The sequence below is a fragment of the Mesorhizobium sp. M0119 genome, from assembly GCF_040322615.1.
Lineage (GTDB): Bacteria > Pseudomonadota > Alphaproteobacteria > Rhizobiales > Rhizobiaceae > Mesorhizobium.
The window spans coordinates 312,237-338,728 of record NZ_JAMYTU010000002.1; the positions used below are offsets into that span (position 1 = coordinate 312,237).

The following is a 26,492-nucleotide window of genomic DNA, read 5'->3' on the forward strand; positions in this document are numbered from 1 at the left end:
AGCATTACCTAGTTTGCCGGCGATTATTTGGGCGGCGGCGCATGAAAAAACTGATCCTCGTCATTTTGGGGCTGACGCTGGCGGCAGCCATGTTCGCCGCGCAAGCGGCAACGATGGTGCCGCCGGGCAACCGCAACACCGAGCAGCCCGACATACCGGGCGCATCGAGCCGGCGCACCCAGGCGACCAACAGCACGTTCCAGGCGAAATACCGAAAAGTCTTTGCGCTGCTCCAGAACGATGCCGAACTGCGCGGCAAGATCAAGCAGGCAGCCGCGGCCTATGGCATCGACCCAATGCATATCGTTGGAGCCGTCGTCGGCGAGCATACCTATAATGTCGATGCCTATGACCGGCTGCAGACCTATTACGTCAAGGCGATCTCGTATCTGTCGAGCAAGCTCTCCTTTGCCTATGATGGCGAGGACATCACCGATTTCGTGCGACGGCCCCAATTTGCGAAATGCGATGGGAAGTCCGACAGCTACGATCTTTGGGAGTGCCGCGAACAGGTGTGGAACCGGTCGTTCCGCGGCAAAACCGTCAACGGCGAGAGCTTTCCCAACGACCGCTTCGGCGCCACTTTCTTCCAACCTTATTATGCCGGCCAGACTTTTGGCCTTGGCCAGCTCAATCCGCTGACGGCGCTGCAGATGAGCGATCTCGTGCACAAGGTTTCCGGCCTGCCGGAACTCGACGTCGGCGACCCGAACGCGGTCTACAAGACCATCATGGACCCTGACCTGACCCTGCCTTATGTCGCGGCGACAATCCGGAAGTCGATCGACGCCTATGAAAGCATTGCCGGCTTCGACATCTCAGGCAATCCCGGCATCACGTCGACGCTCTACAATGTCGGCAATCCCGAACAGCGTGCCTATGCGCTGAAAGCCGAGAACGACAAGCGCCGCGCCGCGGGCGAGCCGGAAAAGCTGCCGGAGGAAAATTACTATGGCTGGCTGGTCAACGACAAGCTGCCGGAGCTGAAGGCGCTGTTTTAGCCGAACGCGTTCGGCCAACTATCCACGCGGCGGATCAAGCCGCCAGCAGCGACTTCAGCTTGATCGTTTGCGAGCCTAGCGCTTCCGGCGCCGGCTTTGCCTGCTTTGCAATCAGCATCTCGGCCAGCCTTACGTCGCGCGCGACCGCGTTGCCGGGGCCAATGCCGCTTGCCGCAACCAGCCTGCCGTCCTCGGCGAGGTGGAACAGGATGAAGGCGCCGTCGCCGAGATCGCGGCGCACAATGCTGCGGCCTTCGTCCGACAGGCCGGCGATCTGCAAGGTCAGGCCGTACTGATCCGACCAGAACCACGGCACCGCCGCATGCGCCTCGCCGGCGCCAAGCATGTTCCTGGCGGCGAGCGCGCCCTGCTCCTGCGCATTGCGCCAAGCTTCGAGCCGCACGCGCCGGCCGCCATAGATGGCGAGCGGAAACGAGCAGCAATCGCCGGCGGCAAAGATATCGGGGTCGCTGGTGCGAAGCTCGGCGTCGACCGCGATGCCATTGTCGATGAACAGCCCCGCCTCCGCGGCAAGTCCGGTCACCGGAACGGCGCCGATGCCGATCACGGCAAGATCGGCGACAATGTCGTGTCCACCGGCAAGCGCGATGCGCACTTCGGCGCCGTCATCGGCAATGGCGGCGATGCCCTTGCCGCACAGGATTTTGACGCCTTCGGCTTCATGCGCCTGATGGATGATCTCGGCGATCTCGGCCGGCACGCCGCGCATCAGAATGCGCGGCTGCGCCTCGATAACTGTGACCGCCGCACCCAGTCTGCGTGCCGCCGCGGCAAGCTCAAGCCCGATGAAGCCGCCGCCAATGATGGCGATGCGATTTCCGGCGCTGAGATGGGCGCGAATGGCCAGCGCGTCGTTGAAGGTCCGCAGATAGACGCAGCGCCCGTCAAGGCCCGGCATCGGCAGCTTGCGCGGCACCGAACCGGTCGCCAGCAGGAGCTTGTCATAGGTCAGGACGGAACCGTCGGAGAGGCGCACGACATGCGCCGCGCGGTCGATCGCCACAGCCTGAAGCGAATGGATATGCCTGATCGATCTTTCGGCCAGGACCGCCTCACTGGCGATCGCCTTGATCAGGGGCGCGTCGGCGACCATCGCGTCTTTCGACAGCGGCGGCCGCTCATAGGGAAGATGCGGCTCGTCGCCGACCAGCGTCACCGGGCCATCATAGTCGAGTTCGCGCAGCGCAAGGGCAGCGCGCCCGCCGCATTCGCCGGCGCCGATGATGACCATTCCCTTCGTCATCATCAACCGATCCGGACAAGGACTTTGCCGGCGTCGACTTTGACCGGATAAGTTCTTAGATCGACGCAGACCGGCGCGCCCCTGGCAGCCCCTGTCTTGTAGTTGAAGCGGCCATTATGCTTCGGGCATTCGATGATGTCATCCATGACCAGCCCGTCGGCCAGATGCACCTTCTCATGTGTGCAAAGCCCGTCGGTGGCGAAATACTCGTCGTCGGGGCTGCGGTAGACGGCGAAGGTGCGGCCGCCATGGTCGAAGCGCATCACGTCCTCTTCGTCTATGTCCCCGGCGTCACAGGCCTCGACCCAGTCGCTCATTTACGCCTCCCCCCAATTCTTGGCGCCCTCGGCATAGGCTTGTCATTCGGCAGCCACAGCAGCGGCAGCGTTATCGTTGTGGAAATCCTCGCGATAGGACCTCGCCGTCGGCGGCAGTTCGCGCTTGATGAAATAATCCTCATTGCGCAGCTGGCGCAGGAAAGCCGGTATCATCTCGCGGTAGCCGGCCAGGATGGACGGCGTCGGCGCCGGCAGATCGTGCTTGATCAGTTCATGCAGCCTGGGCAGCGCATGATAGGGCACCATGGGAAACATGTGATGTTCGACGTGGTAGTTCATGTTCCAGTAGATGAAGCGGCTTATCGGGTTCATGTAGACGGTGCGGCTGTTGAGCCGGTGATCGGTGACGTTTTCAGCCAGGCCGCCATGCTGCAGCAGGCCGACCATGACATGATGCCAGGCACCATAAAGCCTGGGCAGACCGACCAGCATCAGCGGCAGGAACGAGCCGGTATAAACCGCCAGCGCGACGGTCGCGGCATAGATCGCCGTCCAGATGCGGGCAATGCGAATTGCCTTCGGCTGCTCCTGCTCGGGAATGAAGGTTCTTTCGGCCGGGCTGATGATGCCGGCTGCATTGCGCAGCATGTCACTCATCGCGTGCCAGGCGTCGAGAATGCCGACGAAGTTGAGCACGACGCGCAGCAGATCGGGCGGACGCATCACCGATATCTCCGGATCGCGGCCGACGATGATGGTATCGGTATGGTGGCGCGTATGGCTCCAGCGCCAGGTCACCGGATTGCGCATGATCATGAAGCAGGCGATCTGATAGACCACGTCGTTCATCCACTGCGTCCTGAAGGCGGTGCCGTGGCCGCATTCGTGCCAGCGTGAATCGGTGGAGGAACCGTAGAGGACGCCGTAGACGAAGAAGAACGGCACGCACCACCAACTGCCCCAGAACCAGGCGGCGCCGGCGCCGCTGAGGATCATGGCGCCGAGCCAGATGATGGTATCGCGGATCGCCGGGCCGTCGGAGCGCTGCATCAGCTCCTTCATCTGCTTGCGCGGCACGTCGGTGTGATACCACTCGGCCGCCGCCAGCCCGCTCTCGACGGCGAGCTTCGCGTCGCGGCCGATCAGGCTGTAGTCGCGTCGGGACGCTGCTGCGGAGGTCGTGTTCCCGGTTCGGAGTCCAATATCCACCATGGCGGAGGCCTCGATCATATTCGGTCAGCGTTCAAAATAGCGCCGAGCTCTGATAGGCTCAATATCACAAAGATAGTTTCTATCATTTTCCATCAGAATGGTGTAAAAAGGAGCCGGACAGTAGAGCGAGGCAGCGATGGCGAAACGGCCGACGATCACCGACCTGGCACGCATTTCGGGGGTCAGCGTTGCCACCGTCGACCGGGTGCTGAACAACCGCTTGCCGGTGCGCGAGGAAACCGCGCGCCGCGTCTATGAGGCCGCCACCAGCATCGGCTATCACGCAGCCGGGCTGATCAAGCAGCGGATGCGCCATGAATTGCCCGAATACCGGCTCGGGTTCCTGCTGTTGCGGCGGGAGGACGTCTTCTACAGTGAATTTGCCCGCGAGCTTGAACTGGCGGTATCGCAGTCGCTGCGCTTTCGCGGCGTGGCGACCATCGACTTCGCCGCTTCGCTGGCGCCGGACGAGATCGTCGAGCGGATGCGCAAGCTGGCCGCCAAATCCAGGGCCGTCGCCCTGGTCGGGCCTGATCACCCGACGCTGACGGTCGCCGTCGAGGCGCTCAAAGCCAATGACGTACCGGTGTTCTCCCTGCTTTCCGACTTTGCGTCCGGTATTCGCGAGGGCTATGTCGGCCTCGACAATCGCAAGGTCGGCCGTACCGCTGCCTGGATGATCTCGAAGGCCGCGAAGAGACCTGGCAAGGTCGCCCTCTTCGTCGGCAGCCATCGCTTCCACGGCCACGAGCTTCGCGAGATCGGTTTTCGCTCCTTTTTTCGCGAGCAGGCGCCGGAATTCACTCTCCTCGAGACGTTGGTCAATCTGGAAGCGAACCAGATCACGCATGATGCAATGATCGAGCTTCTGGCCCGCCACCCCGATCTTGCCGGCTGCTATGTTGCCGGTGGCGGCATGGAAGGCGCGATCTCGGCGCTGAGGGAGGCAAAGCCGGCAGAGATGCCAGCGGTCGTCTGCAACGAGATCACGCCCGACTCCCGCGCGGCGCTGGCGGATAGTTTCCTGACGATGGTGATCTCGACGCCTCTGGCAGCGCTTTGCCGCGAGCTTGTCGGGCTGATGGCGCACGCCATCGAGACCGGCGCTGCGAATGCGCCGGGCCAGACCTTTCTGCCCTTCGACATTTATCTGCCGGAAAACATCTGACGTCGCGGTCATCGGCGGCAGACATGATGTAATCTATCAGAACGCTTTCAGGCCTGGCTTGCGTTAGCGTCCGTCTAAAAGCGCTCGAAATGCCGAAAATCCATTCCTCATAGCGAAATCTCGCTTGACGCCCACGCGAAATGGAATAAATATTTCACCAACTGAGTATTTTGGTTCTTTCGTTCCGGAAGATCTGTTTCAGGCAAATGCCTTCCGGAACTGAAAATGGCAATCGGGAGAGAATTCCCTGCGAGATCGGGGATTCCGGGTAGATCGGTGCAGCCGGACACCAATGTGGAGGAGAGATAAAATGAAAAAACTGCTTTTGGGCGTCGCGTTCGCGGCGCTGATGAGTTCGTCCGCCTTTGCTGCCAAGATCGGCGTGTCGATGGCGTTGTTCGACGACAATTTTCTCACCGTGCTGCGCAACGGCATGATTGAGCAGGCCAAGGGCATGGACGGCGTCGAACTGCAGGTGGAGGATGCGCAGAACGACGTCGCCAAGCAACTCGACCAGATCAAGAACTTCGCCGCCTCGGGCGTCGACGCCATCATCGTCAACCCGGTCGACACCTCGGCCACCCAGGCGATGTCGGACGCAGCCGCCGCTGCCAAGATTCCACTGGTCTATGTCAATCGCGAGCCGGTCAACGTCGACACGCTGCCCGAAAACCAGGCCTTCGTCGCCTCGAACGAAGCCGATTCCGGCACGCTCGAGACCAAGGAGGTCTGCCGCCTGTTCAAGGAGGCCGACAAGACTGAAGCCAATGTCTATGTGATCATGGGCGAGCTGTCGAACCAGGCAGCGGTGCAGCGCACCAAGGACATTGACAACGTGATCGCCACGCCGGAGTGCAGCTTCATCAAGATCATCGACAAGCAGACGTCGAACTGGAAGCGCGAAGAAGCGCAGAACCTGATGACCAACTGGCTGTCGACAGGCAAGCCGTTCGACGGCGTCATCGCCAACAATGACGAAAGCGCCATCGGCGCCATCCAGGCGATGAAGGCCGCCAACATCGACATGAAGTCGGTTGTCGTCGGCGGCGTCGACGCTACCCAGGATGCGCTTGCGGCGATGCAGTCGGGCGACCTCGATGCGACGGTGTTCCAGGACGCAGCCGGCCAGGGCGCCGGCGCGCTTGACGCAGCGCTCAAGCTGGCGAAGGGCGAGAAGGTCGAGCACAAGGTCTACATCCCGTTCCAGCTGGTCACGCCGGCAAACATCGACAAGTTCCTGAAGAAGAACTGAGGCGGACCTGTCCGATACGGAGCGGCGCGCCAAAGTAAGACAGGCGCCGCTCCGCTTTTTCCCTCTCGGCGTGAACAGCGCCGAGTGGAGACCGCGGCTGACGGAGGAAGCACGATTGGCACAGACATCTCACGGCGTCGGCGGGCTCAGCTATGATGCGAAGCGGCGCGCATGGCCGGCCGAATTCAACGTCTTCCTGGCGCTCGTCATCCTGGTCGGCGCTTTCGAGCTGATCGGCCGGGTTTTCCTGGGCGACAGCTTCCTGTTCAATACCCGCGACAATATCGATGCGATCTTCAACGAAGCGCGCCTGCAGATCATCATCCTGCAGGTGTCGATCGTCGGCATCATCGCCATCGGCGTGACGCAGGTGATCATTACCGGCGGCATCGATCTGTCCTCGGGTTCGATCGTCGGCGCCACGGCGATGATAGCCATGAGCTTCGCCCAGGTGGCGACGGTCAACGGCAACCCGAACCCCAAGGCAATGTTCATCGCCCAGGGCTGGACCGACCTCCCGGTGATCGTGCCGGTGCTGGTCGCGATCGGCTGCGGTCTGCTGGCCGGTCTGGTCAACGGTGCATTGATCGCCTACACGCGCATTCCGCCGTTCATCGCCACGCTCGGCATGATGGTCACCGCGCGCGGCATCGCCAAATGGTGGTCGAAGGGACAGCCGATCTCGTTTCCGACCGAGAGTTTCGCCGCCATCGGCAAGGGGCTGATGCCGGTCATCATTTTCATATCACTCGCGGTGCTGTTCCAGCTGATCCTGAGCTACACCAAATATGGCAAGCACTGCTATGCAATCGGCTCAAATGAGGACGCCGCGCGCATGTCCGGCATCAACATCGCCAACCACAAGATCCTCGTCTACGTCATTGCCGGCGTCCTCGCCGCGCTCGCCGCCGTGGTGCTGAGCTCGAAAAATCTCACCGCCCAGGCCGGCATGGGTGTAATGTACGAGCTCGACGCGATCGCCATGGCAGTTATCGGCGGCGTGTCGCTGTCGGGCGGTCGCGGCTCGATTATCGGGACAGTGATCGGCTCGCTGATCTTCGGCGTCATCATCTCCGGCTTCACCTTTCTGCGCCTCGACGCCTATTATCAGGAGATGGTCAAGGGCGTGATCATCGTCGGCGCAGTCGTACTCGACCAGTGGCGCCAACGCCTGCGGGCAATGAGGGCTTGATCATGTCGGACATCGTCCTGAAGACCGAAAACCTGACCAAGTATTATGGCGGCGTCCATGCGCTGGAAGGTGCCAACTTCGAGCTGCGCAAGGGCGAGCATGTCGCCATCATGGGCGACAACGGTGCCGGCAAATCGACCTTCGTGCGCCAGATTACCGGCGTAGAGCAGCGCACCAGCGGCAGGATGTGGTTCGACGGCAAGGAAGTGAATTTCGCCGGGCCTATCGAAGCCCGCGAGGCGGGCATCGAGACGGTGTTCCAGAACCTGGCGCTCGCCGACGACCTCGACGTACCGTCGAACCTATTCCTCGGCCGCGAGCGAGTGCTGTTCAATCTCGGACCCTTCTCGATCCTCGATCGCAAATTCATGCGCAAGGCGACCGAGGCAGCCTTGGTCCGCACCGCAGTCAAGATTCCCAATCTTTCCAACACCATCCGCCATATGTCGGGTGGCCAGCGCCAGTGCGTAGCGATCGCCAGAACCGCGACCTTTGCTTCCAAGCTCATCATCATGGATGAGCCGACGGCGGCACTCGGAGTGCAGGAGACGATGCAGGTCGAAAACATCATCCGCACGCTGAAGGAGAATGGCGAACCGCTGATCCTGATCTCTCACAACATGCGCCAGGTGTTCGACCTGGTCGACCGCATCGTCGTGTTCCGGCGCGGCCGCATCGTCGCCAATTTGCGCAAGCAGGATACCGACGGCAACGATATCGTCTCCTACATCACCGGTGCCAAGACCGGGCAAGCGGAGCTTGCGGCGTAACGGCCAACGCCAGGCTACAGGCGCTTACACGCTTTCCCTTCCGAACCATCTTCAAAGGAAAATTCTTCATGCCTCTTCGCTTTGCTCTTCTCGGTGCCGGTCGTATCGGCAAGGTCCATGCTCGCGCCGTTGGTTCCAATCCGCAGGCCAGGCTGGTTGCAGTTGCCGACGCCTTCGAGAAGGCGGCGGCCGATCTGGCCGCTGCCTATGGCGCCGAAGTGCGCAGCATCGATGACATCGAGAAGGCTGGCGATATCGATGCGGTCATCATCTGCACGCCGACCGACACTCATGCCGATCTGATCGAACGCTTCGCCAAAGCGGGTAAAGCGATCTTCTGCGAAAAGCCGATCGACCTCGACGCCGGCAGGGTGGAACAATGCCTGGCCGTCGTCGACAAGACCGGCGCCACCCTGATGGTCGGCTTCAACCGCCGCTTCGATCCGCATTTTGCCGCCGTGCGCAAGGCGATCGACGACGGTGCCATCGGCACGGTCGAGATGGTGACCATCACCTCGCGCGATCCCGGCCCGCCGCCGCTCGACTATATCGGCCGCTCGGGCGGCATCTTCCGCGACATGACCATTCATGATTTCGACATGGCGCGCTTCCTGCTCGGCGAGGAGCCGGTGGCGGTCAGCGCACACGCTTCGGTGCTGGTCGACAAGAAGATCGGCGAGGCCGGCGACTTCGACAGCGTCAGCGTCATCCTCGAAACTGCCTCCGGCAAGCAATGCGTCATCTCCAACTCGCGCCGCGCCACCTATGGCTACGATCAGCGCATCGAGGTGCATGGCTCGAAAGGCATGATTGCGGCCGAGAACCAGCGGCCGGTGTCGATCGAACTGGCCAATGAGAAAGGCTATACGCGGCCGCCGCTGCACGACTTCTTCATGACCCGTTATCTCGACGCCTATGCCAACGAGATCGCTGCCTTCATCGCGGCAGCGACGTCAGGCACGAAGGCGGCGCCGAGCGGCAAGGACGGGCTGGTGGCGCTCAGGCTGGCAGATGCGGCGCTGAAATCGGCCAAGGAAGGCAAGACCGTCCGCCTCGATAAAACAATCTGACTATCAAGCACAGGAGCAAGGCGATGAACGGTTCAGCCGGTCGCAATTCCGAAACACGCGCCATCGTCACCGGCGGCGCACAAGGCATCGGCTTTGCCGTCGCCGAAGCGCTGGCCGATGAGGGCTGCCGGGCACTGGCGCTGATCGGCCGCTCGCAGGAGAAGGGCGACAAGGCTGTCGCCGCTCTCAAGCGCGCAGGCGTCGATGCCATCTTCATCAGCGCCGACGTCTCAAAAGTGGCCGACTGCAAGCGTGCGGTCGAAACGGCGATTGGCCATTTCGGTACCGTCAACGCGCTGGTCAACGCCGCTGCCACCTCGGCTCGCGGCTCGCTGGTCGAGACCTCCGAGGATCTGTTCGACCAGATATTCCAGACCAATGTGCGCGGCCCGTTCTTTCTGATGCAGGGCGTGGTGAAGCATCTGCTGGCGCGCCAGGCGCCAGGCTCGATCGTCAACGTGCTGTCGATGTCGGCGCATTGCGGCCAGTCGTTCCTGGCACCCTATTCGTCGAGCAAGGGAGCGCTGGCGACACTGACCAAGAATGTCGCCAATGCCTATCGCGGCAATCGCATCCGCTGCAATGCGGTGCTGCCCGGCTGGATGGACACCGAGGGCGAGGCGATCGTGCAGAAGAAATGGCACGACGCGCCGGAGGACTGGTTGGAGAAGGCCGAAGCCGCGCAGCCGATGGGCCAATTGGTGAAGCCGGCGCAGCTTGCCCGGTTGATCAGCTATATGATCAGCCCGCAGTCCGGCGTCATGACCGGGTCGCTGGTCGACTACGATCAGAGCATCGCCGGGGCGTCACCGGAATAACGCCGGCAAGTCTAGCGGAACGCTGCCCATCACTTCGTCATCCACGGGCGGAGCAAGGAGCGCAGCGACGCGGCGCAGACCCGAGGATCCATGCCGTGACATCCAGGCGTCGCTACAATGCAGAATTCAGTTCCGCAGCACTCCTTGGCCAAGGCAACGGCATGGATCCCAGGGTCTCCGCGACGGAGCTCCGCTCCTGCTTCGCCCTGGGATGACGAAGTTCGGGGGGCTTCAGCCAATCGCGAATGGGCTGGAGTAGACCTCCTCCTCATCAGGCACGTGACAAGCGCTTCCGCATCGACTATATCAGCCCTCATGATCAACCTGACCGCCACGTATTGGTACTTTAGGAGCTCGCTGGCGGCGGGAGGATTGCGCTCGATCTGAAGATTGCAGCATAAAAATCCGAACAGCCGCCAGACCTGGCGGCTTTTTTTGTTTCAGCTGGCAGGTCTCCCCAATCAGGAGCAGAAAGCCGTGTTGACCACCACCGACGATCTTCGGGTCAAAGAAATAAGGGAATTGAGCACGCCGGACGAGGTGATGCGGGAAATACCCCGCACGCTGACGGCGACGCGCACCATTGCCGCGTCACGCAATTCGATCCACGCCGTGCTAACCGGCACCGACGACCGGCTGGTGGTCGTCGTCGGGCCCTGTTCGATCCATGACCCGGCGGCCGCCGTAGACTATGCCAGCCGTTTGGCATCGCTTCGGGAAAGCCTGTCGGATCGGCTGGAGATTGTGATGCGCGTCTATTTCGAGAAACCGCGCACGACGGTCGGCTGGAAAGGCCTGATCAACGATCCCGACCTCGACGGCAGCTTCAACATCGACAAGGGACTGCGGATGGCCCGCAACGTGCTCTCCGCCGTCAACAATCTCGGCCTGCCGGCGGCGACCGAATTCCTCGATATGGCCACCCCGCAATATATCGCCGACCTCGTCGCCTGGGGCGCGATCGGCGCGCGCACGACCGAGAGCCAGATCCACCGCGAACTGGCATCAGGCCTGTCCTGCCCGGTCGGCTTCAAGAACGGCACCGACGGCAATTTGCGGATCGCGGCCGAGGCCGTGAAATCCGCCGCCCAGCCGCATCATTTCATGGCGGTGACGAAGGGCGGACGCAGTGCCATCGCGACGACCACCGGCAACGAGGACTGCCACGTCATCCTGCGCGGCGGTATTGTGCCGAATTATAACGCGGCCAGCATTGCTGCTGCCTGCGCGGAACTCGGCCGGATCGGCGTAGCGCCGCGGCTGATGATCGATGTCAGCCACGCCAACAGCAGCAAGAAGCCGGAAAACCAGCCAGGGGTGGCGGCCGACGTGGCTGGCCAGGTCGCGGCAGGCGACGAGCGCATCATCGGCGTCATGATCGAGAGCAACCTTGTCGCCGGCCGGCAGGACGTCATGCCCGGCAAGCCGCTCGTCTATGGCCAGAGCATCACCGATGGCTGCATCGACTGGGCGACAACCGAGACGGTGCTGCACGGCCTTGCCGACGCCGTCGAGCGGCGCAGGTCGGTGCGACGCGCCATGATCGCCGACCGTCCGGGAGCCGCCTGACGAGGCCGAAGATGCCAGCGAGGACAAGGCGGGGGTTCCTGATTTCAAGCCAGGACTTCACGCCGCCTTCAGACCTTGCCAGGCGGTTAGCACTGAAACCGCAACGAGAAGCAGTCCGGCCGTCCGGCCGGCAAATGCGGTCGCCCGGGGATTGGCGACCAGGAGATTGCGGCTGCGACCGGCGGTAACGGCAAGCCCGCCATAGACGGCAAACTGCAGGGCGATCGTCATCAATCCCATGATGGACGCCTGCATCCAGATCGGGCCGTAGGCGGGCTTCAGAAACTGCGGATAGACCGCAAAGACGAAGAGATAGGCTTTGGGATTGATCAAGCAGATCACCAGCCCCTGGCGAAACGCCTTCCAAGTGGAGCGGCTGCCGGCTAGCCGCTCGTGGCCGATCTTGATCGAGCTGCGCATCAGCGTCAGGCCGATAAAGGCCATGTAGGCAGCGCCGGCAATCAGCAGCGGATTGTAGAGGATCGGCACGAAGTGCATCAGCAAACCGACGCCGACAGCGCCGTTCAGCGTATGCACCATGCCGCCCAGCATGATGCCGCCGGTCGCGGCAAGCCCCCTCTTGCCGCCTCCGGTCAGCGCATTGGCGAGCACGAAAAGCATGTCCATGCCGGGCACGATGATGATGCCGAACAAGAGGAGGAAGAACAGCCAGAGATTTTCCGCATAACCCATGTCAGTTGCCTGTCGCCTCGACCGGTCAAGCCGCTGAGGAATGCGTTGATTTTCAATTCGATAAGCAGTGGTATAGGTCAGCTCAACTGACGATGTAGTGTCAGTTGTGATCGAAGCGGGCGAGGAAATGCGCAAGGCGTCGCGTCTGTTCGAGATCATCCAGATCGTGCGGCTGGCCAGGCAACCGGTGACGGCAGCCATGATGGCCGAGCGGCTGGAAGTGACGGTGCGCTCCGTCTATCGCGACATTGCCGCGCTGCAGGCAATGCGCGTGCCGATTGAGGGCGGGCGAGGCATCGGCTATGTCCTGCGCCCCGGATTCGATCTGCCGCCGCTGATGTTTTCGATCGAAGAAATGGAGGCGATCGTTCTGTCGCTCGCACTGCTGGAGCGCACGGGCGACAGCGAGCTCAAGCAGGCGGCCAAACGCGTCAGCGTCAAGATCGCCGGCGCGGTGCCGCCTCCTTTGCGCCAGACATTCGACGCCAATGCGCTGCATGCATGGGGGTTCGCCGCGCCTTCGGCCGGCGCGGTCGATCTGGCGCTGGTACGGCGCGCCATCCGCGACGAGGAGAAGCTGGACCTATCCTATCGCGACGAACTTGGCCGCGCCTCCGAGCGCCTCATCCGCCCGATCGCGCTGATCTATTACGCAGAAACCGCCAACATCGTCGCCTGGTGCGAGTTGCGCCAGGCGATCCGCAATTTCCGCAGCGACCGGATCAGGGACTGCCGGGCAACAGGGCTGCGGTTCAAGGGCGAAGGCGATCGGTTGCGGCAGATCTGGGTAAACGGCTGGGAGACGAACGCCCCCGCTGCCGGCGATTGAAGCAACCATCGCGAAAAGCAGATGCCAGACCTATCCAAGCGGGAGACTACCTCACCTCCACCCAGCGCTGTTCCGCGAACGAGCGCGCCATCGCGTGCACGGTGCGCTCGATCTCCAGGCCTTCGTCGAAGTCGATGATCCGCGCCGGCTTGCCGGCAAGCCGCGTCAAGAGCTCCCGGCATTCGATAATCTTGAGGTCGTTGAAGCCGAGGCCGTGGCCGGGCGCCGGCAGGAAGGCGTCATAAGGCCTGTGGTGCGGCGCCACCAGGATGGTGCGGTAGCCTTGCTCGGTCGGCCGGTCGGATGTCAGATAGAGTTGGAACTCATTCATCCGCTCCTGGTCGTACAGGATCGAGCCCTTCGAGCCAAAAATCTGGATGACGATCCGGCCTTTGCGGCCCCAGGCCGAACGGTTGACCAGTAGCGTGCCGGCGATGCCGTTTTCGAGATGCATCAGGATGCTGGCGATGTCGTAGGTCTCGACCGCGCGGCGCACGCCCGAGGCGACGCGGCGGTCGGCATAGGGTCGGGCCATGTCGCACATGACGCGGGCAACGCGGCCGAACAGTACGGCGATGAGCGACAGCGGATGCACGGCGAAATCGTCGAGCGCGCCGTAACCGGACGCCGCCTCGTGCTTCCAGAAGAACAGCGCCTCCGGATCGGCCATGAAGTCCTCGTCCATCTCGATACGCAGATGGTTGACCTCGCCGATGATCTTCTCGTCGAGCAGAGCGCCGATATGGCGGATCGCCGGGTTCTGAATATAGTTATAGCCCAGCGCGGCAACCTTGCCGGATTTCTGCGCGGCCGCAGCCATCGCTTGCGCCTCCGCAAAACTCGGCGCCATCGGCTTCTCACACCACAGATGCTTGCCGGCTTCGAGGATGGCGATGGCCATTTCCGGGTGGAACTGGTTCGGCGTGGTCAGCGAGATGACATCGACATCCGGATCGTCGACCACCGCACGCCAGTCGCCGGATGCCTTGGGGAAGCCGAATTCGCTGGCGCGGCGTTTCGCAAGGTCCTCGTTGACCTCGCCCAGATGGACCAGCCTTGGCTTGTCGACATCGGGAAAGACGGTGCCGACCGCGTTCCAGGCAATGGCGTGGCACTTGCCCATGAAGCCCGTGCCGATAAGACCTACCCTGACCATCTGCCTTGCCTCCCTGTGTGCAAACTTATGTGGATGAATTAGTCCATTTTGTTTGCAAATGGAACGCTTGCCTCATTTTTTATGGTGTTCTTGCACAGGCCCGCTATGATGGGGCACAGAGGGAACTAACGATGAGCCTGGGCGGAGCGACGATGGACGAACGGGTGCCTCGCGATTTCGAAACGCTGCGGGCGACGATCCTGGAGCGACGTCAGAGCCTGCCGAAACGTATCGCCCAGATCGCCGCCTATGCGCTCGACAACCCCGACGATATCGCCTTCGGCACCGCTGCCAGCATCGCCGCCTCCGCCGGTGTCCAGCCTTCGACCCTGATCCGCTTTGCCCAGCAGCTTGGCTTTGATGGTTTCACCAGCCTGCAGCTGGTGTTTCGCGAGCGCCTGCGCGAGCGCAACTCATCCTACGATGAAAGGCTGGCGGCATTGCGCGCCAAGGCCGAGGAAGGCGCCGGCCACCGCGCGATTTTCGACGGTTTTGTCGCCGCAGCCAGCACCTCGCTCAACGACATTTCGCGCACGCTGAATGAAGACCATTTCGAAGATGCGATCGCCGTGCTGGCCAAGGCGGAAACCATTTATGTGCTGGCCAAGCGGCGCTCCTACCCGGTCGCCTCCTACATCGCCTATGCACTGGGTAAGCTCAAGATCCGTAATCAACTGATCGAATCGGCCGCCGGGCTCAATGCAGAGATGATCGGCTTTGCCTCTCCAAGGGACGCTGTCATCGCCATCAGCTTTTCACCCTATGCCCCGGCCACCATCGAAGAGGCGCGCGTCATTTCGGAGCAAGGCGTGCCGATCGTGGCGATTACTGACAGCTCCTTTTCGCCGCTCGCCCAGTTCGCCAGGGTCTGGTTCGAGGTCGCCGAAGCCGATTTCGCCGGCTTCCGCTCGCTGTCGGCGACGATGGCTTTGGCCATGGCGCTGACCGTCGCGGTCGGCGAGAAGCGGCGCGATAGCGGCAGGAAGCGCAAGCCTTAGATCACCTCTATTGCCGTTTCGCCTCCTGTCAAAAGCCGCGCTGCGTCGCGGGCTGGCGGCGATCCGAACTGGCGGGCATACTCCCGGCTGAACTGGGTAGCACTCTCATAGCCGACAGCGAAGGCGACACGCGCCACGTTGCCCGGCTGGGCAATCAGCAGATGGCGGGCTTCCAGCAAGCGGATTTGCTTTTGATACTGGATTGGGCTCATGGCCGTCGCCGCCTTGAAGTGACGATAAAACGCAGCGCTGCTCATATGGGCGATTTCGGCCAGATCCCCGACCCGGATCGGCTGACGGGAATGCGAACGGATCCAAGCGATCGCCTGGCCAATCCGGGACAGATGGCCATCGGCACGCGCAAGTTCACGAAGCTTTCCGCCCTGGGGGCCTTGCAGGAGCCGAAACAGTATCTCCCGCTCGAGCATGGTCGCGAGCACGGGAATCTCCGCTGGCCGGTCAAGCAGCCGCATCATTCGACGTAACGCGTCGAGCAGGTCGTCGTCAACGGGAGAGGTGGAGAAACTGTCGCCACTGAGGGTCGGCCCGTGCTCGACGAGGAGCGCGGCGACGGCTTGCAGGTCAAGGGTCAAGCCAATGGCCAGATAAGGACGCGCCGCGCTCGCTTCGACTATCTGGCTGATGGTGGGCGTCTCGACAGTGTAGATGAAATAGCTGGCCGGATTGTAACGAAGAGCCCGGTCGCCGATCAGAACCGTTTTCGCGCCCTGCAATACGAATAAGATCCCCGACCCCCACACCCCTGGCAATGGCGGCGTGGCAACTTCGCTGCGGCCGATCGAAACGCGGGGAACCGCCGTGCTTGTTCGTCGCCCGCGCGCATGGCGGCCGGCGATCTCGATCAACTCGTGCAACGCTTCGCTCATTGAGCCAGCATCGCGCATTCGCGCCGGCCGCGCAACGGCGTGAGAGGATTAGGCAAGAGCCGGAGAATTTCCGGCGCGCGGCGCCCGCTGCCTCGCGCCATTTGTGGGTCTTCCACAAGAAAAATGGAGACACCCATTATGAGAACATCGAAAACCGCGCTGGTGACCGGCGCCAACAAGGGTATAGGCCGCGAAATCGCCCGGCGACTGGCGACCATGGGCTTCAAGGTCTGGCTCGGCGCCAGGAGCGCCGAACGCGGCATGGCGGCGGCGCAGGCATTGCGCGCGGAAGGCCTCGACGCAGAGTGGCTTGAACTCGACGTCACGCAGGAAAACAGTGTTGCGGCGGCAGCCAAGGCACTCGGGCAGGCCAGCCCCTGCCTCGACGTGCTGGTGAACAACGCCGGCGTCGCCATCAATTACGACCTGCCGCCGAGCCAGCAGCGGATCGCCGACATCCAGGCCACCTACGACGTCAATGTCTTCGGCCCGATCCGCGTGACCCAGGCATTCCTGCCGCTGCTGCTGGCAGCACCTGCTGCCCGGATGGTGATGGTGAGCAGCTCCACCGGGTCCATCGGCCGGGCGCTCGATCCCACCACTGCGAACCACGCAGTCAACATGATGGGCTACGGCAGCTCCAAGACAGCCTTGAACGCCATCACCGTGGCTTTCGCCAGGGAACTCGCGCCCCAAGGCATCAAGGTCAACGCCGCGGCGCCCGGCTACACCGCCACCGATCTCAACGGGTATAAAGGTCACCGCACGGTGCAGCAGGCGGCCGAAATCGTCATTCACCTGGCGACCTTGGACGCCGATGGCCCGACCGCCGGGTACTTCAACGATGATGGCCCGCTTCCTTGGTAAATCAGCTGGTTTCAGTGGTAGACCCTTGACGTTCGTCTGACCTCAAAGTTTCTGAACGCGCGAGCCTTGCACAGCACTTTTCAGCCTTGGGAATGCTCGTTCCATATTGACTATGGATTGGAATTATTATTTCATATTGCCGGCGCCACGCTGCCGCTCGCGCGTGTTACCCAATACAACAAGCCGATGGGAGGTTCGAATGGGCGAAGCCGTGGAAGCGAGACATGCGCCGCTCGACATCATCACGATCGGCCGCGCTTCCGTCGATCTCTATGGTCAGCAGATCGGCTCGCGCCTCGAGGACATTACTTCCTTTGCCAAGTCGGTCGGCGGCTGTCCGGCCAACATCGCGGTCGGTACTGCCAGGCTCGGCCTGCGCTCGGCGCTGCTCACCCGCGTCGGCAATGAGCAGATGGGCCGCTTCATCCGCGAGCAGCTGACCCGCGAGGGCGTTTCGGTCCAAGGCCTCAAGACCGACCCAGAGCGGCTGACCGCCCTGGTGCTGCTGTCGGTCGAGGATGAAGGCGTCTCGCCGATGATCTTCTATCGCAGCGATTGCGCCGACATGGCGCTTTCGGAAGACGACATCGATGAGGCGTTCATCGCTTCGGCACGCGCCGTCGTCGTCACCGGCACGCATTTTTCGCGGCCCAACAGCGACGCCGCCCAGCGCAAGGCGATCCGTGTCATGAAAGCCAAGGGCGGCAAGGTGGTGTTCGACATCGACTATCGCCCTAACCTGTGGGGCCTCGCCGGCCACGCCGAAGGCTTTGAGCGCTATGTGAAATCCGACCGCGTCTCGGCGCAGTTGAAGACGGTGCTGCCCGACTGTGACCTCATCGTCGGCACCGAAGAGGAGATCATGATCGCCTCGGGCGCAGACGATTGCCTGAGTGCGCTGAAAACCATCCGCTCACTGTCGGCGGCAACCATTGTGCTGAAGCGGGGCGCCATGGGTTGCATCGTCTATGACGGGCCGATCAGTGACGACCTCGAGGACGGTGTCGTCGGCAAGGGGTTTCCGATCGAGGTCTACAATGTGCTCGGCGCCGGCGACGCCTTCATGTCGGGCTTCCTGCGCGGCTGGCTCGGCGAGGAAAGCCTGGCGACGGCGGCGACCTGGGCCAATGCCTGCGGCGCCTTTGCCGTATCGCGGCTGCTCTGCGCGCCGGAATACCCGACCTTCGAGGAATTGCAGTTCTTCCTGAAAAACGGCAGCAAGCACCTGGCGCTGCGCAAGGACGAGGCGATCAACCACATCCATTGGGCGACCACGCGCCGGCGCGACATCCCCTCGCTGATGGCGTTCGCCTGCGACCACCGCGTCCAGCTGGAGGACATCGCGGCAAAAGCCGGCGCCGATCCGTCGCGAATCCCAGCTTTCAAGGTGCTGACGGTCAAGGCTGCGGCCAAGGTCGCGGCCGGCCGCGGCGGCTACGGCGTGCTGCTCGACGAAAAATACGGACGCGAGGCGATGTTCGAATTCGCCCACCATTCCTTCGCCTGGCTCGGCCGGCCGGTCGAGCTGCCGGGTTCGCGGCCGCTTCGCTTCGAGTTCTCGCAAGACATAGGTTCGCAACTGACCGAATGGCCGGTCGACCACTGCATCAAGTGCCTGTGCTTCTATCATCCCGATGATCCGGCGGAGCTGAAAGCCGAACAGCAGCAGAAGCTGCGCGCTTTGTTCGAGGCCGCGCGGAAAGTGGGCAGAGAACTTCTGGTCGAGATCATCGCCGGCAAGCACGGCAAGCTCGACGACATGACGATACCGCGCGCGCTCGAGGAACTCTACGCACTCGGCATCAAGCCCGATTGGTGGAAGCTCGAACCGCAGGGATCGGCCGGCGCATGGGCAAAGATCGAGGCGGTGATCCTGAAGAACGATCCGTGGTGCCGCGGGATTGTGCTGCTTGGCCTCGAAGCGCCGCAGGACGAGCTGGAAGCGGCCTTCGCCGCCACCGCCAAAGCGCCCATCGTCAAGGGTTTCGCTGTCGGCCGCACAATCTTCATCAACGCGGCCGAACAATGGCTTGCCGGCAAGATGTCGGACGATGACGCGGTTGCCGACATGGCTTCTCGCTTCGAGAAACTGACCGAGGCATGGCTTGCCGCGCGCGGCCGCAAAGCAGCATAAGAAGGCGCGGCAATAGGACTGCGGAGGAACCGACATGACCAAGACAATCCGCCTGACGATGGCGCAGGCGCTGACCCGCTTTCTTGCCCGGCAGATGACTGAGATCGACGGGAAGAAAGTGCCGATCTTCGGCGGCGTCTGGGCGATCTTCGGCCACGGCAATGTCGCCGGCGTCGGCGAGGCGCTTTACCAGGTGCGCGACGAGCTGCCGACCTTCCGTGCCCATAACGAGCAGGCGATGGCACATGCGGCGATCGCCTACGCCAAGGCCAATTTCCGCCGTCGCTTCATGGCGGCGACAAGTTCGATCGGCCCCGGTGCGCTCAACATGGTGACGGCGGCTGCACTTGCGCACGTAAACAGGTTGCCTGTCCTGTTTCTCCCCGGCGACATCTTCGCCAATCGCATTCCCGACCCAGTGCTGCAGCAGGCCGAGGATTTTTCCGACGGCACGGCGACGGTCAATGACTGCCTCCGGCCGGTGTCGCGCTATTTCGACCGCATCACGCGGCCTGAGCAGATCATGCCGGCGCTCAACCGCGCCACGCAGGTGCTGACTGATCCCGCCGAATGCGGCCCGGTGACCCTGGCGCTGTGCCAGGATGTACAGGCCGAGGCCTATGACTACCCCGAGAGCTTCTTTGCCGAGCGACTCTGGACCCAGCGCCGGCTGCGCCCGGACCGCCAAGAGCTAGCAGCTGCAGTGACCGCGCTGAAGAGCGCGAAGAAGCCATTGGTGATTGCGGGCGGTGGCGTACTCTATTCGCAGGCGTCCGAGGAACTGGCAAAACTGGTGCAAGGCGCCGGCATTCCGGTTTGTGAGACGCAAGGCGGCAAATCCTCGCTCCCCGACGATCATCCGTTGAACATGGGCGCGGTCGGCGTCACCGGCACTTCGGCGGCCAACGGGCTGGCCGAAGAGGCGGACGTCGTGCTTGCCGTCGGCACCAGACTGCAGGATTTCACCACCGGCTCCTGGGCATTGTTCAAGCATGCCGGCAGGACCATCATCGGGCTCAACGTGCAGCCCTTTGACGCCGGAAAGCACCAGGCGCTGCCGCTGGTCGCCGATGCGGCGGAAGGGCTCGCCGAATTGGCTGCCGCGCTGAAAGGCTGGAAAGCCCCTTCAGGCTGGACCGACAATGCGATCACGGGCAAGAAGGACTGGCAGGCGGATGCCGGCAAGGTGACGGCGTCAACCAATGCCGCCTATCCATCCGACGCGCAGGTGATCGGCGCCGTACAGCGCGCCATGGGCTCCGGCGTGATACTGCTCCATGCCGCCGGCGGCTTGCCCGGCGAATTGCACAAGCTATGGCAGGCGGGCGCGCCCGGCTCCTACCACGCAGAATACGGCTTCTCGACAATGGGCTATGAAATCGCCGGCGGGCTTGGCGTCAAGATGGCCAAGCCGGACGAAGAGGTAGTCGTGATGATCGGCGACGGCTCCTACCTGATGCTCAATTCCGAGATCGCGACGTCGGTGATGCTCGGCCTCAAGCTGACCATCGTGCTGCTCGACAACCGCGGCTATGGCTGCATCAACCGGTTGCAGGTGGCGACCGGCGGCGCCAACTTCAACAATCTGTTGAAGGACGCTCGTCACGAGACCTTGCCCGAGATCGACTTCGCCGCGCATGCTGCGAGCATGGGTGCGATTGCCGAAAAAGTCGCGTCGATCGCCGGGCTGGAAACTGCGCTGGCGCAAGCGAAGAAGAATACGCGAACGACCGTGCTGGTCATCGACACCGACCCACTGGTTTCGACCGAGGCCGGTGGAAGCTGGTGGGATGTCGCAGTGCCGGAAGTCTCGGCACGGCCGCAAGTGAATGCGGCGCGCAAGAAATATGAGGAAGCGCTGAGCGGGCGGCGATTTTAGCGCCCGCCAACGCCTCGAATGTCAGAGACTGGAGTGACGACTTGAAAGCCAAACTGGGCATGTCCCCCATTGCATGGTGGAACGACGATCTTGCGGAACTCAGCGATGATGTGTCGCTGGAGGAATGCCTGCGCCAGTCGCGTTCGGCCGGCTTTACCGGCATGGAAATGGGCCGCCGCTTTCCCAACGATCCGAAAATCATGCTGCCGATCCTCAGGCAGGCCGACGTGACGCTTTGCGGCGGCTGGTTTTCGGGAACGCTGGTCGACGAAGACATGGCGAAAAACAAGGATCGCATCCAGCCGATGATCGATCTGTTCAAGGCGGTGAATGCGCCCTGCATCGTCTATGGTGAAGTCGGCCGCTCCATCCAGGGCGACCGCTCGAAACCGCTTGCCAGCAAGCCCAGGCTTTCGGACGAGGAGATGAAAGCCTATGCGAAGCGGCTCACGCAGTTCGGGGAATGGTGTGCCGAACAAGGCATGCCGCTCTCCTATCATCACCATATGGCCGCAGTAGTGGAGACCGAGCCAGAGCTCGACGCCTTCATGCGCTATTCGGGAGAAGGCATTCCATTGCTGCTCGACGCGGGTCACCTGGCCTTTGCCGGCGGCGATGTGCTGCGCGCGATAGACAACCACCACCGGCGCATCAACCACGTGCATGTGAAAGACGTGCGCATGGAGGTGATCGCGGGACTGGATCGCGAGAAGCAATCCTTCCTCGATGCGGTGGCACTTGGCGCATTCACCGTGCCGGGAGATGGTTCGCTGGATTTTGGCGCCATCGTCCAGAGGCTAGCTGACCATGGCTATGAAGGCTGGTTCGTGGTCGAGGCCGAGCAGGATCCGAAGAAGAACCCGCCGCTCAAGATGGCGCAGGTCGGCTACAAGGAATTGATGCGGGTGATGACGGCGGCGGGCTACACGGTGGAGACACAGGGCTTTCCCAATGCTTGAGGCTCGCGAGGAAGGGCTGATCCGATGCCCGGGGGTGATCCGATGAAAGACTCCGAGCACCCGTTTTTCCGGCCGCTGTGGCGGCGCGTTGCCGTTGTCGCGGTCTGCCTGGTCTGGTCGGTGATCGAATTCGCTACCGGCACACCGTTCTGGGGCGTGATCGCGCTCGGCTTCGCCGGCTATGCCGTCTGGCAATTCTTCTATCTCTACAAGCCGGCTGACGAGGACAAGCCATCGGCGGACGCCAAACCGAAGGAATGACCATGTCTAAGCTGCTCGTCAAAGCCAATAAGGGCCACGGCCGCGTCGCCCATGTGACGCCGCAGAGCGCCGGCTGGACCTATGTCGGCTTCGATCTGCACCGGCTGCGGCCCGGCGAGAGCGCTTCCGGGCAAACCGCGGATCGTGAGGTCTGCCTTGTGTTCGTCACCGGCAAGGGTAAGGCCAAGGCCGGCGGCAAGGAACTCGGCCTGCTCGGCGAGCGCATGTCGCCCTTCGAAGGCAAGCCGTGGTCGGTCTATGTGCCGCAGGGGTCGGAGTGGTCGGTGAGCGCCGATACCGATCTCGAACTTGCCGTCTGTTCGGCGCCAGGACTGGGCGGCGGTCTGCCGGTCCGTGTCATCGGACCTGACGATCTCGGCCAGGAGGTTCGCGGCAAAGGCACCAACACGCGCTACGTCACCAACATCCTGCCGGAAGGCAAGCCGGCCGATTCCCTGCTGGTGGTCGAGGTCATCACGCCCGGCGGCCACACATCGAGCTATCCGCCGCACAAGCACGACCAGGACAATCTGCCGGCTGAATCCTATCTCGAGGAAACCTATTATCACCGCCTCAACCCGCCACAGGGCTTTGCTTTCCAGCGCGTCTACACCGATGCCGACGAGAGCGGTGCTCGTTCGCTCGACGAGGCGATGGCGGTCGAGGACGGCGACGTCGTGCTGGTACCCAGGGGTTATCACCCCTGCGCCGCCTGCCACGGCTATGATCTCTATTACCTCAACGTCATGGCCGGACCGAAGCGGACGTGGAAATTCCACAACGCGCCCGAGCATGAATGGCTGATGAAGGCCTAACCACTTCCCCTTCGCCCCAACGCTGGTCCAAGCGAAAAATCGTCGGCTAACGACCCGGCCGTGTGGTTTTGTTACCGAAAACGCCGCAAAGCTTCGTCAATTCGTCATGGAAATCACCTATGGCAGCGGGGCTGACGAGGACTTTCGATGCGCTACGCTATCTATTTCACCCCCCGACAGGACGAACCGCTGGCACGGATCGCCGCCAACTGGCTCGGTCGCGACCCATTCGGTGCCGCCACAAAGCCGGTCGAGGCTGCGGGCGAGTTGTCGGCGGCAGAAGTTGCCTTCCATACCGCCTCGGCGCGCCGCTATGGCTTTCATGCGACGCTGAAGGCGCCTTTCCGCTTGGCTTCCAACGAGACGGAAGCCTCGCTTCGCGCAGCACTCGACGATTTTGCCGAGGCGACGCCGGTGGTGACCATCCCGCGCCTGATCGTCAGCCAGATCGACGGCTTTTTCGCGCTGGTGCCGGAAGCGCCGCTGCAGGCGCTCAACCGCTTCGCCGACGACGTGGTGCACGACTTCGACCGCTTTCGCGCGCCGTTAACCGAAGCCGAGATCGAGCGGCGCAGCCCCGATTCGCTGAAGCCCGACGAGTTCCGCAATCTCTGCCAGTGGGGCTACCCCTATGTCTTCGAGACGTTTCGCTTCCATATGACGCTGTCCGGCCGGGTCTCGTCACAGGAAAGTCCTCGTCTTCGCCTAGCAATCGACAGCCTGTTTGCGGACGTGCTGCAACGGCCGGTGCCGGTGGACGCGCTGACGCTGTTTGTGGAAACTGAACCGGGTGCGCCGTTCATGGGGCTGTCGCATCACGCGCTCGGGCGCCGCCCGGCCAGAAGAACTGCCTGACCAGAAGAACTGCCTAAATGACTATTTGCTTTAACCGCATGGTGCGACGCCAATTCATTTTCAATTGGCTGCAAAATGCTGCAAGGACTGCCTGAAATGACTGCCGAGACCGTTCTTGACAATGCCCGTATTGTGCTGGCCGACCAGATCGTCGAAGGGTCGATCGTGCTGCGCGATGGGGTGATCGCCGCCATCGATCCCGGCGCTGGCCGCAGCGGCGAGGACATGGGCGGCGACTTCATCATCCCTGGCCTGGTCGAGCTCCACACCGACCATCTCGAAGGCCATTACGCGCCGCGGCCGAAAGTGCGCTGGAACCCGATCGCAGCTGTGCTCGCGCATGACGCGCAGGTGGCGACCGCCGGCATCACCACCGTGCTCGACGCCTTGCGCGTCGGCATGGACGAGGATGCCGACCTGACGGCCGCCGACATACGCAAGCTGGCCGACGCGATCGAGGACAGCGTGCAGCAGGACCGGCTCAGGGCCGACCATTTCCTCCATCTGCGTTGCGAGGTTTCGGCGCCGGACTGCCTCACGGCCTTCGCCAATTTCGACGGCGACGAGCGGGTCAGGCTGGCGTCGCTGATGGACCATGCGCCCGGACAGCGCCAGTTCGTCAATTTGGAAACCTACGCCTATTACTACCAGCGCAAGCTGAAGCTGACCGATCACGATTTCCAGAAATTCTGCGAAAAGCGGATGGCGGAATCGGCGAGGAATTCGAGCCCGAACCGCAGCTTCATCGCCGCTGCCTGCCAAGAGCGCGGCATCGTGCTCGCCAGCCATGACGACGCAACCGTCGGCCATGTCGACGAAGCGATCGAGCAAGGTGTGCGCGTCGCCGAGTTCCCGACCACTGAGGAGGCGGCGCGGGCTTCAAAAGAGGCAGGGCTCGGCGTATTGATGGGCGCGCCGAACGTCATGCGCGGCGCGTCGCATTCGGGCAATGTCTCGGCCCGCACGCTGGCCGGCGATGGCCTGCTCGATATCCTGTCGTCGGACTACATTCCCTTCAGTCTGATCCAGTCAGCCTTCTTCCTCGGCGACGTGGTCGAGGGCATTTCCTTGCCACAGGCGGTGGCGATGGTCTCGAAGAACCCGGCCGAGGCGGTCGGCCTCAGCGATCGCGGTGTCATCGAGCCCGGCCGGCGCGCCGATCTGGTTCGCGTGCGCGTCGACGACCATGTCCCGGTCGTCCGCACGGTCTGGCGGCAGGGACGCCGAGTCGCATGATGGTATCGGCATCGGTCGAGCGTGAATTGTCCGCTACGGGATTTCCGATCCGCGACGGTGTCTTCGTCGCCGTCGTCGGGCCGAGCGGTGCCGGCAAGGACACGGTGATCGGCTATGCGCGCGCCGTGTTTGCCGACGAGAGCCGGCTGGAGTTCGTGCGCCGGGTGATCACCCGGCCGAGCGATGCGGCCACCGAGGATCACGACACGCTCGCCGACGTTGCCTTCGTCGAGGCCGAAGCGGATGGCGCCTTCGCGATTTCCTGGGAGGCGCATGGCCTGCGCTATGGCATCCCGGCCGAAGTCGATTGGTCGGTCTCAAACGGCCGTGTCGCGATCGCCAACGTCTCGCGCGCGATCATCCCGGCCCTGCGGGAGCGCTACGCCAATCTGGCTGTCGTCGAGATCACGGCTACACCGGATATCCTGGCCGAGCGGCTGGCATTGCGCGGTCGCGAATCGCGCGGCGAAGTGCTGGCACGGCTGGCGCGCAGTGCCAATGTGGCGCTGTCCGGACCGGGTGTCACCTCGATCGACAATAGCGGCCCTCGTGAAGCCGCCGGCGAGCGCTTCGCCGAGGTGCTGCGCAAGGCCATGGCCTTCTCCGACATGTCGGGCCTTATCTAAAGTAGCGCCCATCCGATGCATTCGGTATGGGCGCTACTTGTCTAACCGATATCTTTTTGGAAACCGGTATCCACTTTTCGGGATTATGGCCTCATGCGGCGTGCCGGTCCCGACCAGCGTGACGAGTATCCGTGGCAGTGGTTGTCGAAGGCTTCGCTGGCGCATCCGCTGGTGTATCCAGAACTGCAACGTGGTGCCGATACACCATCTCCCAGCCCTTCCAGCCGGTGAACAGCAGTATGCAGACCACTATGAACGACAAGAGCGCACCCCATGGGCGGACCGCGGCTTCGGCGCCTTGTGCATAGCGAAGGTAGAAATTGATCAGTGCCACAACGACCGCGGTCAAGTTGCCCAGCATGTGGTACCAGGCGTCGGACAAGGCGCGAATGCGCGGCTCGTTGAGGAAGTCGATAAAACCGGCTGTCGCAGCGAGAAGGGCCATTACTATGGCTGCCCCGATCAGCCACATCGATGCTCGTGCCCAGAAGGCATCGGCAGTCCCCCAGAAAACCAGGTCGGTGACAAACGCACCGACAAGAAACGCGACAGGAAAAGGTATCAGCATCGGGTGGAGGGGGTGAGTTCCTACTTTGGCGGTACTAACTGGATTCGTGAGCATGGAACGCCTCCGCGTAGCAAAGCTTAAATAAACGCTCAGATACGGGTTTCGTTCCAAATAGAGACCGACCTGAACTGCTGT

The 26,492-nt window shown here is 62.6% G+C and carries 26 protein-coding genes; 19 read left to right on the forward strand and 7 right to left on the reverse strand.

Going from position 1 to position 26,492, the window contains the following annotated elements:
* Positions 1-41: 41 nt before the first annotated feature.
* Positions 42-1,001, forward strand: coding sequence for a DUF1402 family protein (locus NKJ40_RS03365; RefSeq protein ID WP_352464699.1), 960 nt, complete (start codon positions 42-44; stop codon positions 999-1,001).
* Between the two features lie 34 nt (positions 1,002-1,035).
* Here NKJ40_RS03365 and NKJ40_RS03370 read toward each other — a convergent pair whose 3' ends face one another.
* The 3 genes from NKJ40_RS03370 to NKJ40_RS03380 are packed head-to-tail and all read right to left on the reverse strand — an operon-like array spanning position 1,036 to position 3,755.
* Positions 1,036-2,265 (reverse strand): NAD(P)/FAD-dependent oxidoreductase, encoded by a 1,230-nt coding sequence (locus NKJ40_RS03370; protein WP_352464789.1) that lies wholly within the window; start codon positions 2,263-2,265, stop codon positions 1,036-1,038.
* Between the two features lie 2 nt (positions 2,266-2,267).
* The gene (locus NKJ40_RS03375; RefSeq protein WP_352464700.1) at positions 2,268-2,582 is read right to left on the reverse strand and encodes a MocE family 2Fe-2S type ferredoxin; all 315 of its coding nucleotides are present in this window, start codon (positions 2,580-2,582) and stop codon (positions 2,268-2,270) included.
* Between the two features lie 42 nt (positions 2,583-2,624).
* The gene (locus NKJ40_RS03380) at positions 2,625-3,755 is read right to left on the reverse strand and encodes a fatty acid desaturase family protein (RefSeq protein ID WP_352464702.1); all 1,131 of its coding nucleotides are present in this window, start codon (positions 3,753-3,755) and stop codon (positions 2,625-2,627) included.
* A 136-nt stretch (positions 3,756-3,891) separates the two neighbouring features.
* Here NKJ40_RS03380 and NKJ40_RS03385 point away from each other — a divergent pair, with 136 nt between their 5' ends.
* The 7 genes from NKJ40_RS03385 to NKJ40_RS03415 all read left to right on the forward strand — a co-directional run bounded on the left by NKJ40_RS03385 (position 3,892) and on the right by NKJ40_RS03415 (position 11,594).
* Entirely contained in the window at positions 3,892-4,923 is a 1,032-nt protein-coding gene (locus NKJ40_RS03385) for a LacI family DNA-binding transcriptional regulator (RefSeq protein WP_352464704.1), read from the forward strand.
* Between the two features lie 310 nt (positions 4,924-5,233).
* Positions 5,234-6,175 (forward strand): sugar ABC transporter substrate-binding protein, encoded by a 942-nt coding sequence (locus NKJ40_RS03390; protein ID WP_352464706.1) that lies wholly within the window; start codon positions 5,234-5,236, stop codon positions 6,173-6,175.
* Positions 6,176-6,290: 115 nt separating this feature from the next.
* Positions 6,291-7,367: an ABC transporter permease gene (locus NKJ40_RS03395; protein WP_292655972.1), complete on the forward strand. Its 1,077-nt coding sequence runs from the start codon at positions 6,291-6,293 to the stop codon at positions 7,365-7,367.
* Positions 7,368-7,369: 2 nt separating this feature from the next.
* Complete coding sequence (locus NKJ40_RS03400) at positions 7,370-8,137, forward strand: ATP-binding cassette domain-containing protein (RefSeq protein ID WP_254815918.1); 768 nt, start codon at positions 7,370-7,372, stop codon at positions 8,135-8,137.
* A gap of 68 nt (positions 8,138-8,205) precedes the next feature.
* A complete protein-coding gene (gene iolG, locus NKJ40_RS03405) occupies positions 8,206-9,207 on the forward strand; it encodes an inositol 2-dehydrogenase (RefSeq protein ID WP_352464708.1) in 1,002 nt (333 codons plus the stop codon).
* Between the two features lie 23 nt (positions 9,208-9,230).
* A complete protein-coding gene (locus NKJ40_RS03410) occupies positions 9,231-10,025 on the forward strand; it encodes an SDR family oxidoreductase (protein ID WP_352464709.1) in 795 nt (264 codons plus the stop codon).
* A 477-nt stretch (positions 10,026-10,502) separates the two neighbouring features.
* Positions 10,503-11,594: a 3-deoxy-7-phosphoheptulonate synthase gene (locus tag NKJ40_RS03415; protein ID WP_352464711.1), complete on the forward strand. Its 1,092-nt coding sequence runs from the start codon at positions 10,503-10,505 to the stop codon at positions 11,592-11,594.
* A gap of 57 nt (positions 11,595-11,651) precedes the next feature.
* Here the strand turns inward: NKJ40_RS03415 and NKJ40_RS03420 are convergent, their stop codons facing one another.
* Positions 11,652-12,287, reverse strand: a complete 636-nt coding sequence (locus NKJ40_RS03420; protein WP_352464713.1) for a LysE family translocator — start codon at positions 12,285-12,287, stop codon at positions 11,652-11,654.
* A gap of 127 nt (positions 12,288-12,414) precedes the next feature.
* Between NKJ40_RS03420 and NKJ40_RS03425 the strand changes: the two genes are divergently transcribed.
* On the forward strand, positions 12,415-13,116 hold the full coding sequence (locus tag NKJ40_RS03425; RefSeq protein WP_352464790.1) for a helix-turn-helix transcriptional regulator: 702 nt from the start codon (positions 12,415-12,417) through the stop codon (positions 13,114-13,116).
* Between the two features lie 46 nt (positions 13,117-13,162).
* Here NKJ40_RS03425 and NKJ40_RS03430 read toward each other — a convergent pair whose 3' ends face one another.
* Complete coding sequence (locus tag NKJ40_RS03430) at positions 13,163-14,272, reverse strand: Gfo/Idh/MocA family protein (protein WP_352464714.1); 1,110 nt, start codon at positions 14,270-14,272, stop codon at positions 13,163-13,165.
* A 152-nt stretch (positions 14,273-14,424) separates the two neighbouring features.
* On the opposite strand from NKJ40_RS03430, the gene NKJ40_RS03435 reads away from it, so the two are divergent.
* The gene (locus tag NKJ40_RS03435; RefSeq protein WP_352464792.1) at positions 14,425-15,270 is read left to right on the forward strand and encodes a MurR/RpiR family transcriptional regulator; all 846 of its coding nucleotides are present in this window, start codon (positions 14,425-14,427) and stop codon (positions 15,268-15,270) included.
* Here the strand turns inward: NKJ40_RS03435 and NKJ40_RS03440 are convergent.
* Complete coding sequence (locus tag NKJ40_RS03440) at positions 15,267-16,157, reverse strand: AraC family transcriptional regulator (protein ID WP_352464715.1); 891 nt, start codon at positions 16,155-16,157, stop codon at positions 15,267-15,269. The two genes, NKJ40_RS03435 and NKJ40_RS03440, sit on opposite strands and share 4 nt — an antisense overlap.
* A gap of 138 nt (positions 16,158-16,295) precedes the next feature.
* On the opposite strand from NKJ40_RS03440, the gene NKJ40_RS03445 reads away from it, so the two are divergent.
* The 9 genes from NKJ40_RS03445 to phnN all read left to right on the forward strand — a co-directional run bounded on the left by NKJ40_RS03445 (position 16,296) and on the right by phnN (position 25,789).
* On the forward strand, positions 16,296-17,024 hold the full coding sequence (locus NKJ40_RS03445; protein ID WP_352464717.1) for an SDR family NAD(P)-dependent oxidoreductase: 729 nt from the start codon (positions 16,296-16,298) through the stop codon (positions 17,022-17,024).
* Between the two features lie 199 nt (positions 17,025-17,223).
* Positions 17,224-19,158, forward strand: coding sequence for a bifunctional 5-dehydro-2-deoxygluconokinase/5-dehydro-2-deoxyphosphogluconate aldolase (locus tag NKJ40_RS03450; protein ID WP_352464719.1), 1,935 nt, complete (start codon positions 17,224-17,226; stop codon positions 19,156-19,158).
* 34 nt (positions 19,159-19,192) lie between these two features.
* Positions 19,193-21,037, forward strand: a complete 1,845-nt coding sequence (gene iolD, locus NKJ40_RS03455; RefSeq protein WP_352464721.1) for a 3D-(3,5/4)-trihydroxycyclohexane-1,2-dione acylhydrolase (decyclizing) — start codon at positions 19,193-19,195, stop codon at positions 21,035-21,037.
* Positions 21,038-21,078: 41 nt separating this feature from the next.
* Positions 21,079-21,996, forward strand: a complete 918-nt coding sequence (gene iolE, locus NKJ40_RS03460) for a myo-inosose-2 dehydratase (protein WP_352464723.1) — start codon at positions 21,079-21,081, stop codon at positions 21,994-21,996.
* A 42-nt stretch (positions 21,997-22,038) separates the two neighbouring features.
* Positions 22,039-22,257 (forward strand): DUF3329 domain-containing protein, encoded by a 219-nt coding sequence (locus NKJ40_RS03465; RefSeq protein WP_254815905.1) that lies wholly within the window; start codon positions 22,039-22,041, stop codon positions 22,255-22,257.
* 2 nt (positions 22,258-22,259) lie between these two features.
* Positions 22,260-23,072, forward strand: a complete 813-nt coding sequence (gene iolB, locus NKJ40_RS03470) for a 5-deoxy-glucuronate isomerase (RefSeq protein WP_352464725.1) — start codon at positions 22,260-22,262, stop codon at positions 23,070-23,072.
* A gap of 147 nt (positions 23,073-23,219) precedes the next feature.
* Positions 23,220-23,927, forward strand: a complete 708-nt coding sequence (locus NKJ40_RS03475; protein ID WP_352464727.1) for a DUF1045 domain-containing protein — start codon at positions 23,220-23,222, stop codon at positions 23,925-23,927.
* A gap of 96 nt (positions 23,928-24,023) precedes the next feature.
* A complete protein-coding gene (locus tag NKJ40_RS03480) occupies positions 24,024-25,163 on the forward strand; it encodes an alpha-D-ribose 1-methylphosphonate 5-triphosphate diphosphatase (protein ID WP_352464729.1) in 1,140 nt (379 codons plus the stop codon).
* A complete protein-coding gene (gene phnN, locus NKJ40_RS03485; protein WP_352464731.1) occupies positions 25,160-25,789 on the forward strand; it encodes a phosphonate metabolism protein/1,5-bisphosphokinase (PRPP-forming) PhnN in 630 nt (209 codons plus the stop codon). The genes NKJ40_RS03480 and phnN overlap by 4 nt, the downstream gene beginning before the upstream one ends.
* 91 nt (positions 25,790-25,880) lie before the next feature.
* Here the strand turns inward: phnN and NKJ40_RS03490 are convergent, their stop codons facing one another.
* Entirely contained in the window at positions 25,881-26,411 is a 531-nt protein-coding gene (locus NKJ40_RS03490) for a DUF2231 domain-containing protein (RefSeq protein ID WP_352464794.1), read from the reverse strand.
* Positions 26,412-26,492 lie beyond the last annotated feature (81 nt).

Excerpts from the sequence above, each read along its gene's own strand:
- NKJ40_RS03365 (WP_352464699.1), top strand. The coding sequence starts at position 42 with ATGAAAAAACTGATCCTCGTCATTTTGGGGCTGACGCTGGCGGCAGCC.
- NKJ40_RS03370 (WP_352464789.1), bottom strand. The coding sequence starts at position 2,265 with ATGACGAAGGGAATGGTCATCATCGGCGCCGGCGAATGCGGCGGGCGC.
- NKJ40_RS03375 (WP_352464700.1), bottom strand. The coding sequence starts at position 2,582 with ATGAGCGACTGGGTCGAGGCCTGTGACGCCGGGGACATAGACGAAGAG.
- NKJ40_RS03380 (WP_352464702.1), bottom strand. The coding sequence starts at position 3,755 with ATGGTGGATATTGGACTCCGAACCGGGAACACGACCTCCGCAGCAGCG.
- NKJ40_RS03385 (WP_352464704.1), top strand. The coding sequence starts at position 3,892 with ATGGCGAAACGGCCGACGATCACCGACCTGGCACGCATTTCGGGGGTC.
- NKJ40_RS03390 (WP_352464706.1), top strand. The coding sequence starts at position 5,234 with ATGAAAAAACTGCTTTTGGGCGTCGCGTTCGCGGCGCTGATGAGTTCG.
- NKJ40_RS03400 (WP_254815918.1), top strand. The coding sequence starts at position 7,370 with ATGTCGGACATCGTCCTGAAGACCGAAAACCTGACCAAGTATTATGGC.
- iolG (WP_352464708.1), top strand. The coding sequence starts at position 8,206 with ATGCCTCTTCGCTTTGCTCTTCTCGGTGCCGGTCGTATCGGCAAGGTC.
- NKJ40_RS03410 (WP_352464709.1), top strand. The coding sequence starts at position 9,231 with ATGAACGGTTCAGCCGGTCGCAATTCCGAAACACGCGCCATCGTCACC.
- NKJ40_RS03420 (WP_352464713.1), bottom strand. The coding sequence starts at position 12,287 with ATGGGTTATGCGGAAAATCTCTGGCTGTTCTTCCTCCTCTTGTTCGGC.
- NKJ40_RS03425 (WP_352464790.1), top strand. The coding sequence starts at position 12,415 with ATGCGCAAGGCGTCGCGTCTGTTCGAGATCATCCAGATCGTGCGGCTG.
- NKJ40_RS03430 (WP_352464714.1), bottom strand. The coding sequence starts at position 14,272 with ATGGTCAGGGTAGGTCTTATCGGCACGGGCTTCATGGGCAAGTGCCAC.
- NKJ40_RS03435 (WP_352464792.1), top strand. The coding sequence starts at position 14,425 with ATGGACGAACGGGTGCCTCGCGATTTCGAAACGCTGCGGGCGACGATC.
- NKJ40_RS03440 (WP_352464715.1), bottom strand. The coding sequence starts at position 16,157 with ATGAGCGAAGCGTTGCACGAGTTGATCGAGATCGCCGGCCGCCATGCG.
- NKJ40_RS03445 (WP_352464717.1), top strand. The coding sequence starts at position 16,296 with ATGAGAACATCGAAAACCGCGCTGGTGACCGGCGCCAACAAGGGTATA.
- NKJ40_RS03450 (WP_352464719.1), top strand. The coding sequence starts at position 17,224 with ATGGGCGAAGCCGTGGAAGCGAGACATGCGCCGCTCGACATCATCACG.
- iolD (WP_352464721.1), top strand. The coding sequence starts at position 19,193 with ATGACCAAGACAATCCGCCTGACGATGGCGCAGGCGCTGACCCGCTTT.
- NKJ40_RS03465 (WP_254815905.1), top strand. The coding sequence starts at position 22,039 with ATGAAAGACTCCGAGCACCCGTTTTTCCGGCCGCTGTGGCGGCGCGTT.
- iolB (WP_352464725.1), top strand. The coding sequence starts at position 22,260 with ATGTCTAAGCTGCTCGTCAAAGCCAATAAGGGCCACGGCCGCGTCGCC.
- NKJ40_RS03475 (WP_352464727.1), top strand. The coding sequence starts at position 23,220 with ATGCGCTACGCTATCTATTTCACCCCCCGACAGGACGAACCGCTGGCA.
- NKJ40_RS03480 (WP_352464729.1), top strand. The coding sequence starts at position 24,024 with ATGACTGCCGAGACCGTTCTTGACAATGCCCGTATTGTGCTGGCCGAC.
- phnN (WP_352464731.1), top strand. The coding sequence starts at position 25,160 with ATGATGGTATCGGCATCGGTCGAGCGTGAATTGTCCGCTACGGGATTT.
- NKJ40_RS03490 (WP_352464794.1), bottom strand. The coding sequence starts at position 26,411 with ATGCTCACGAATCCAGTTAGTACCGCCAAAGTAGGAACTCACCCCCTC.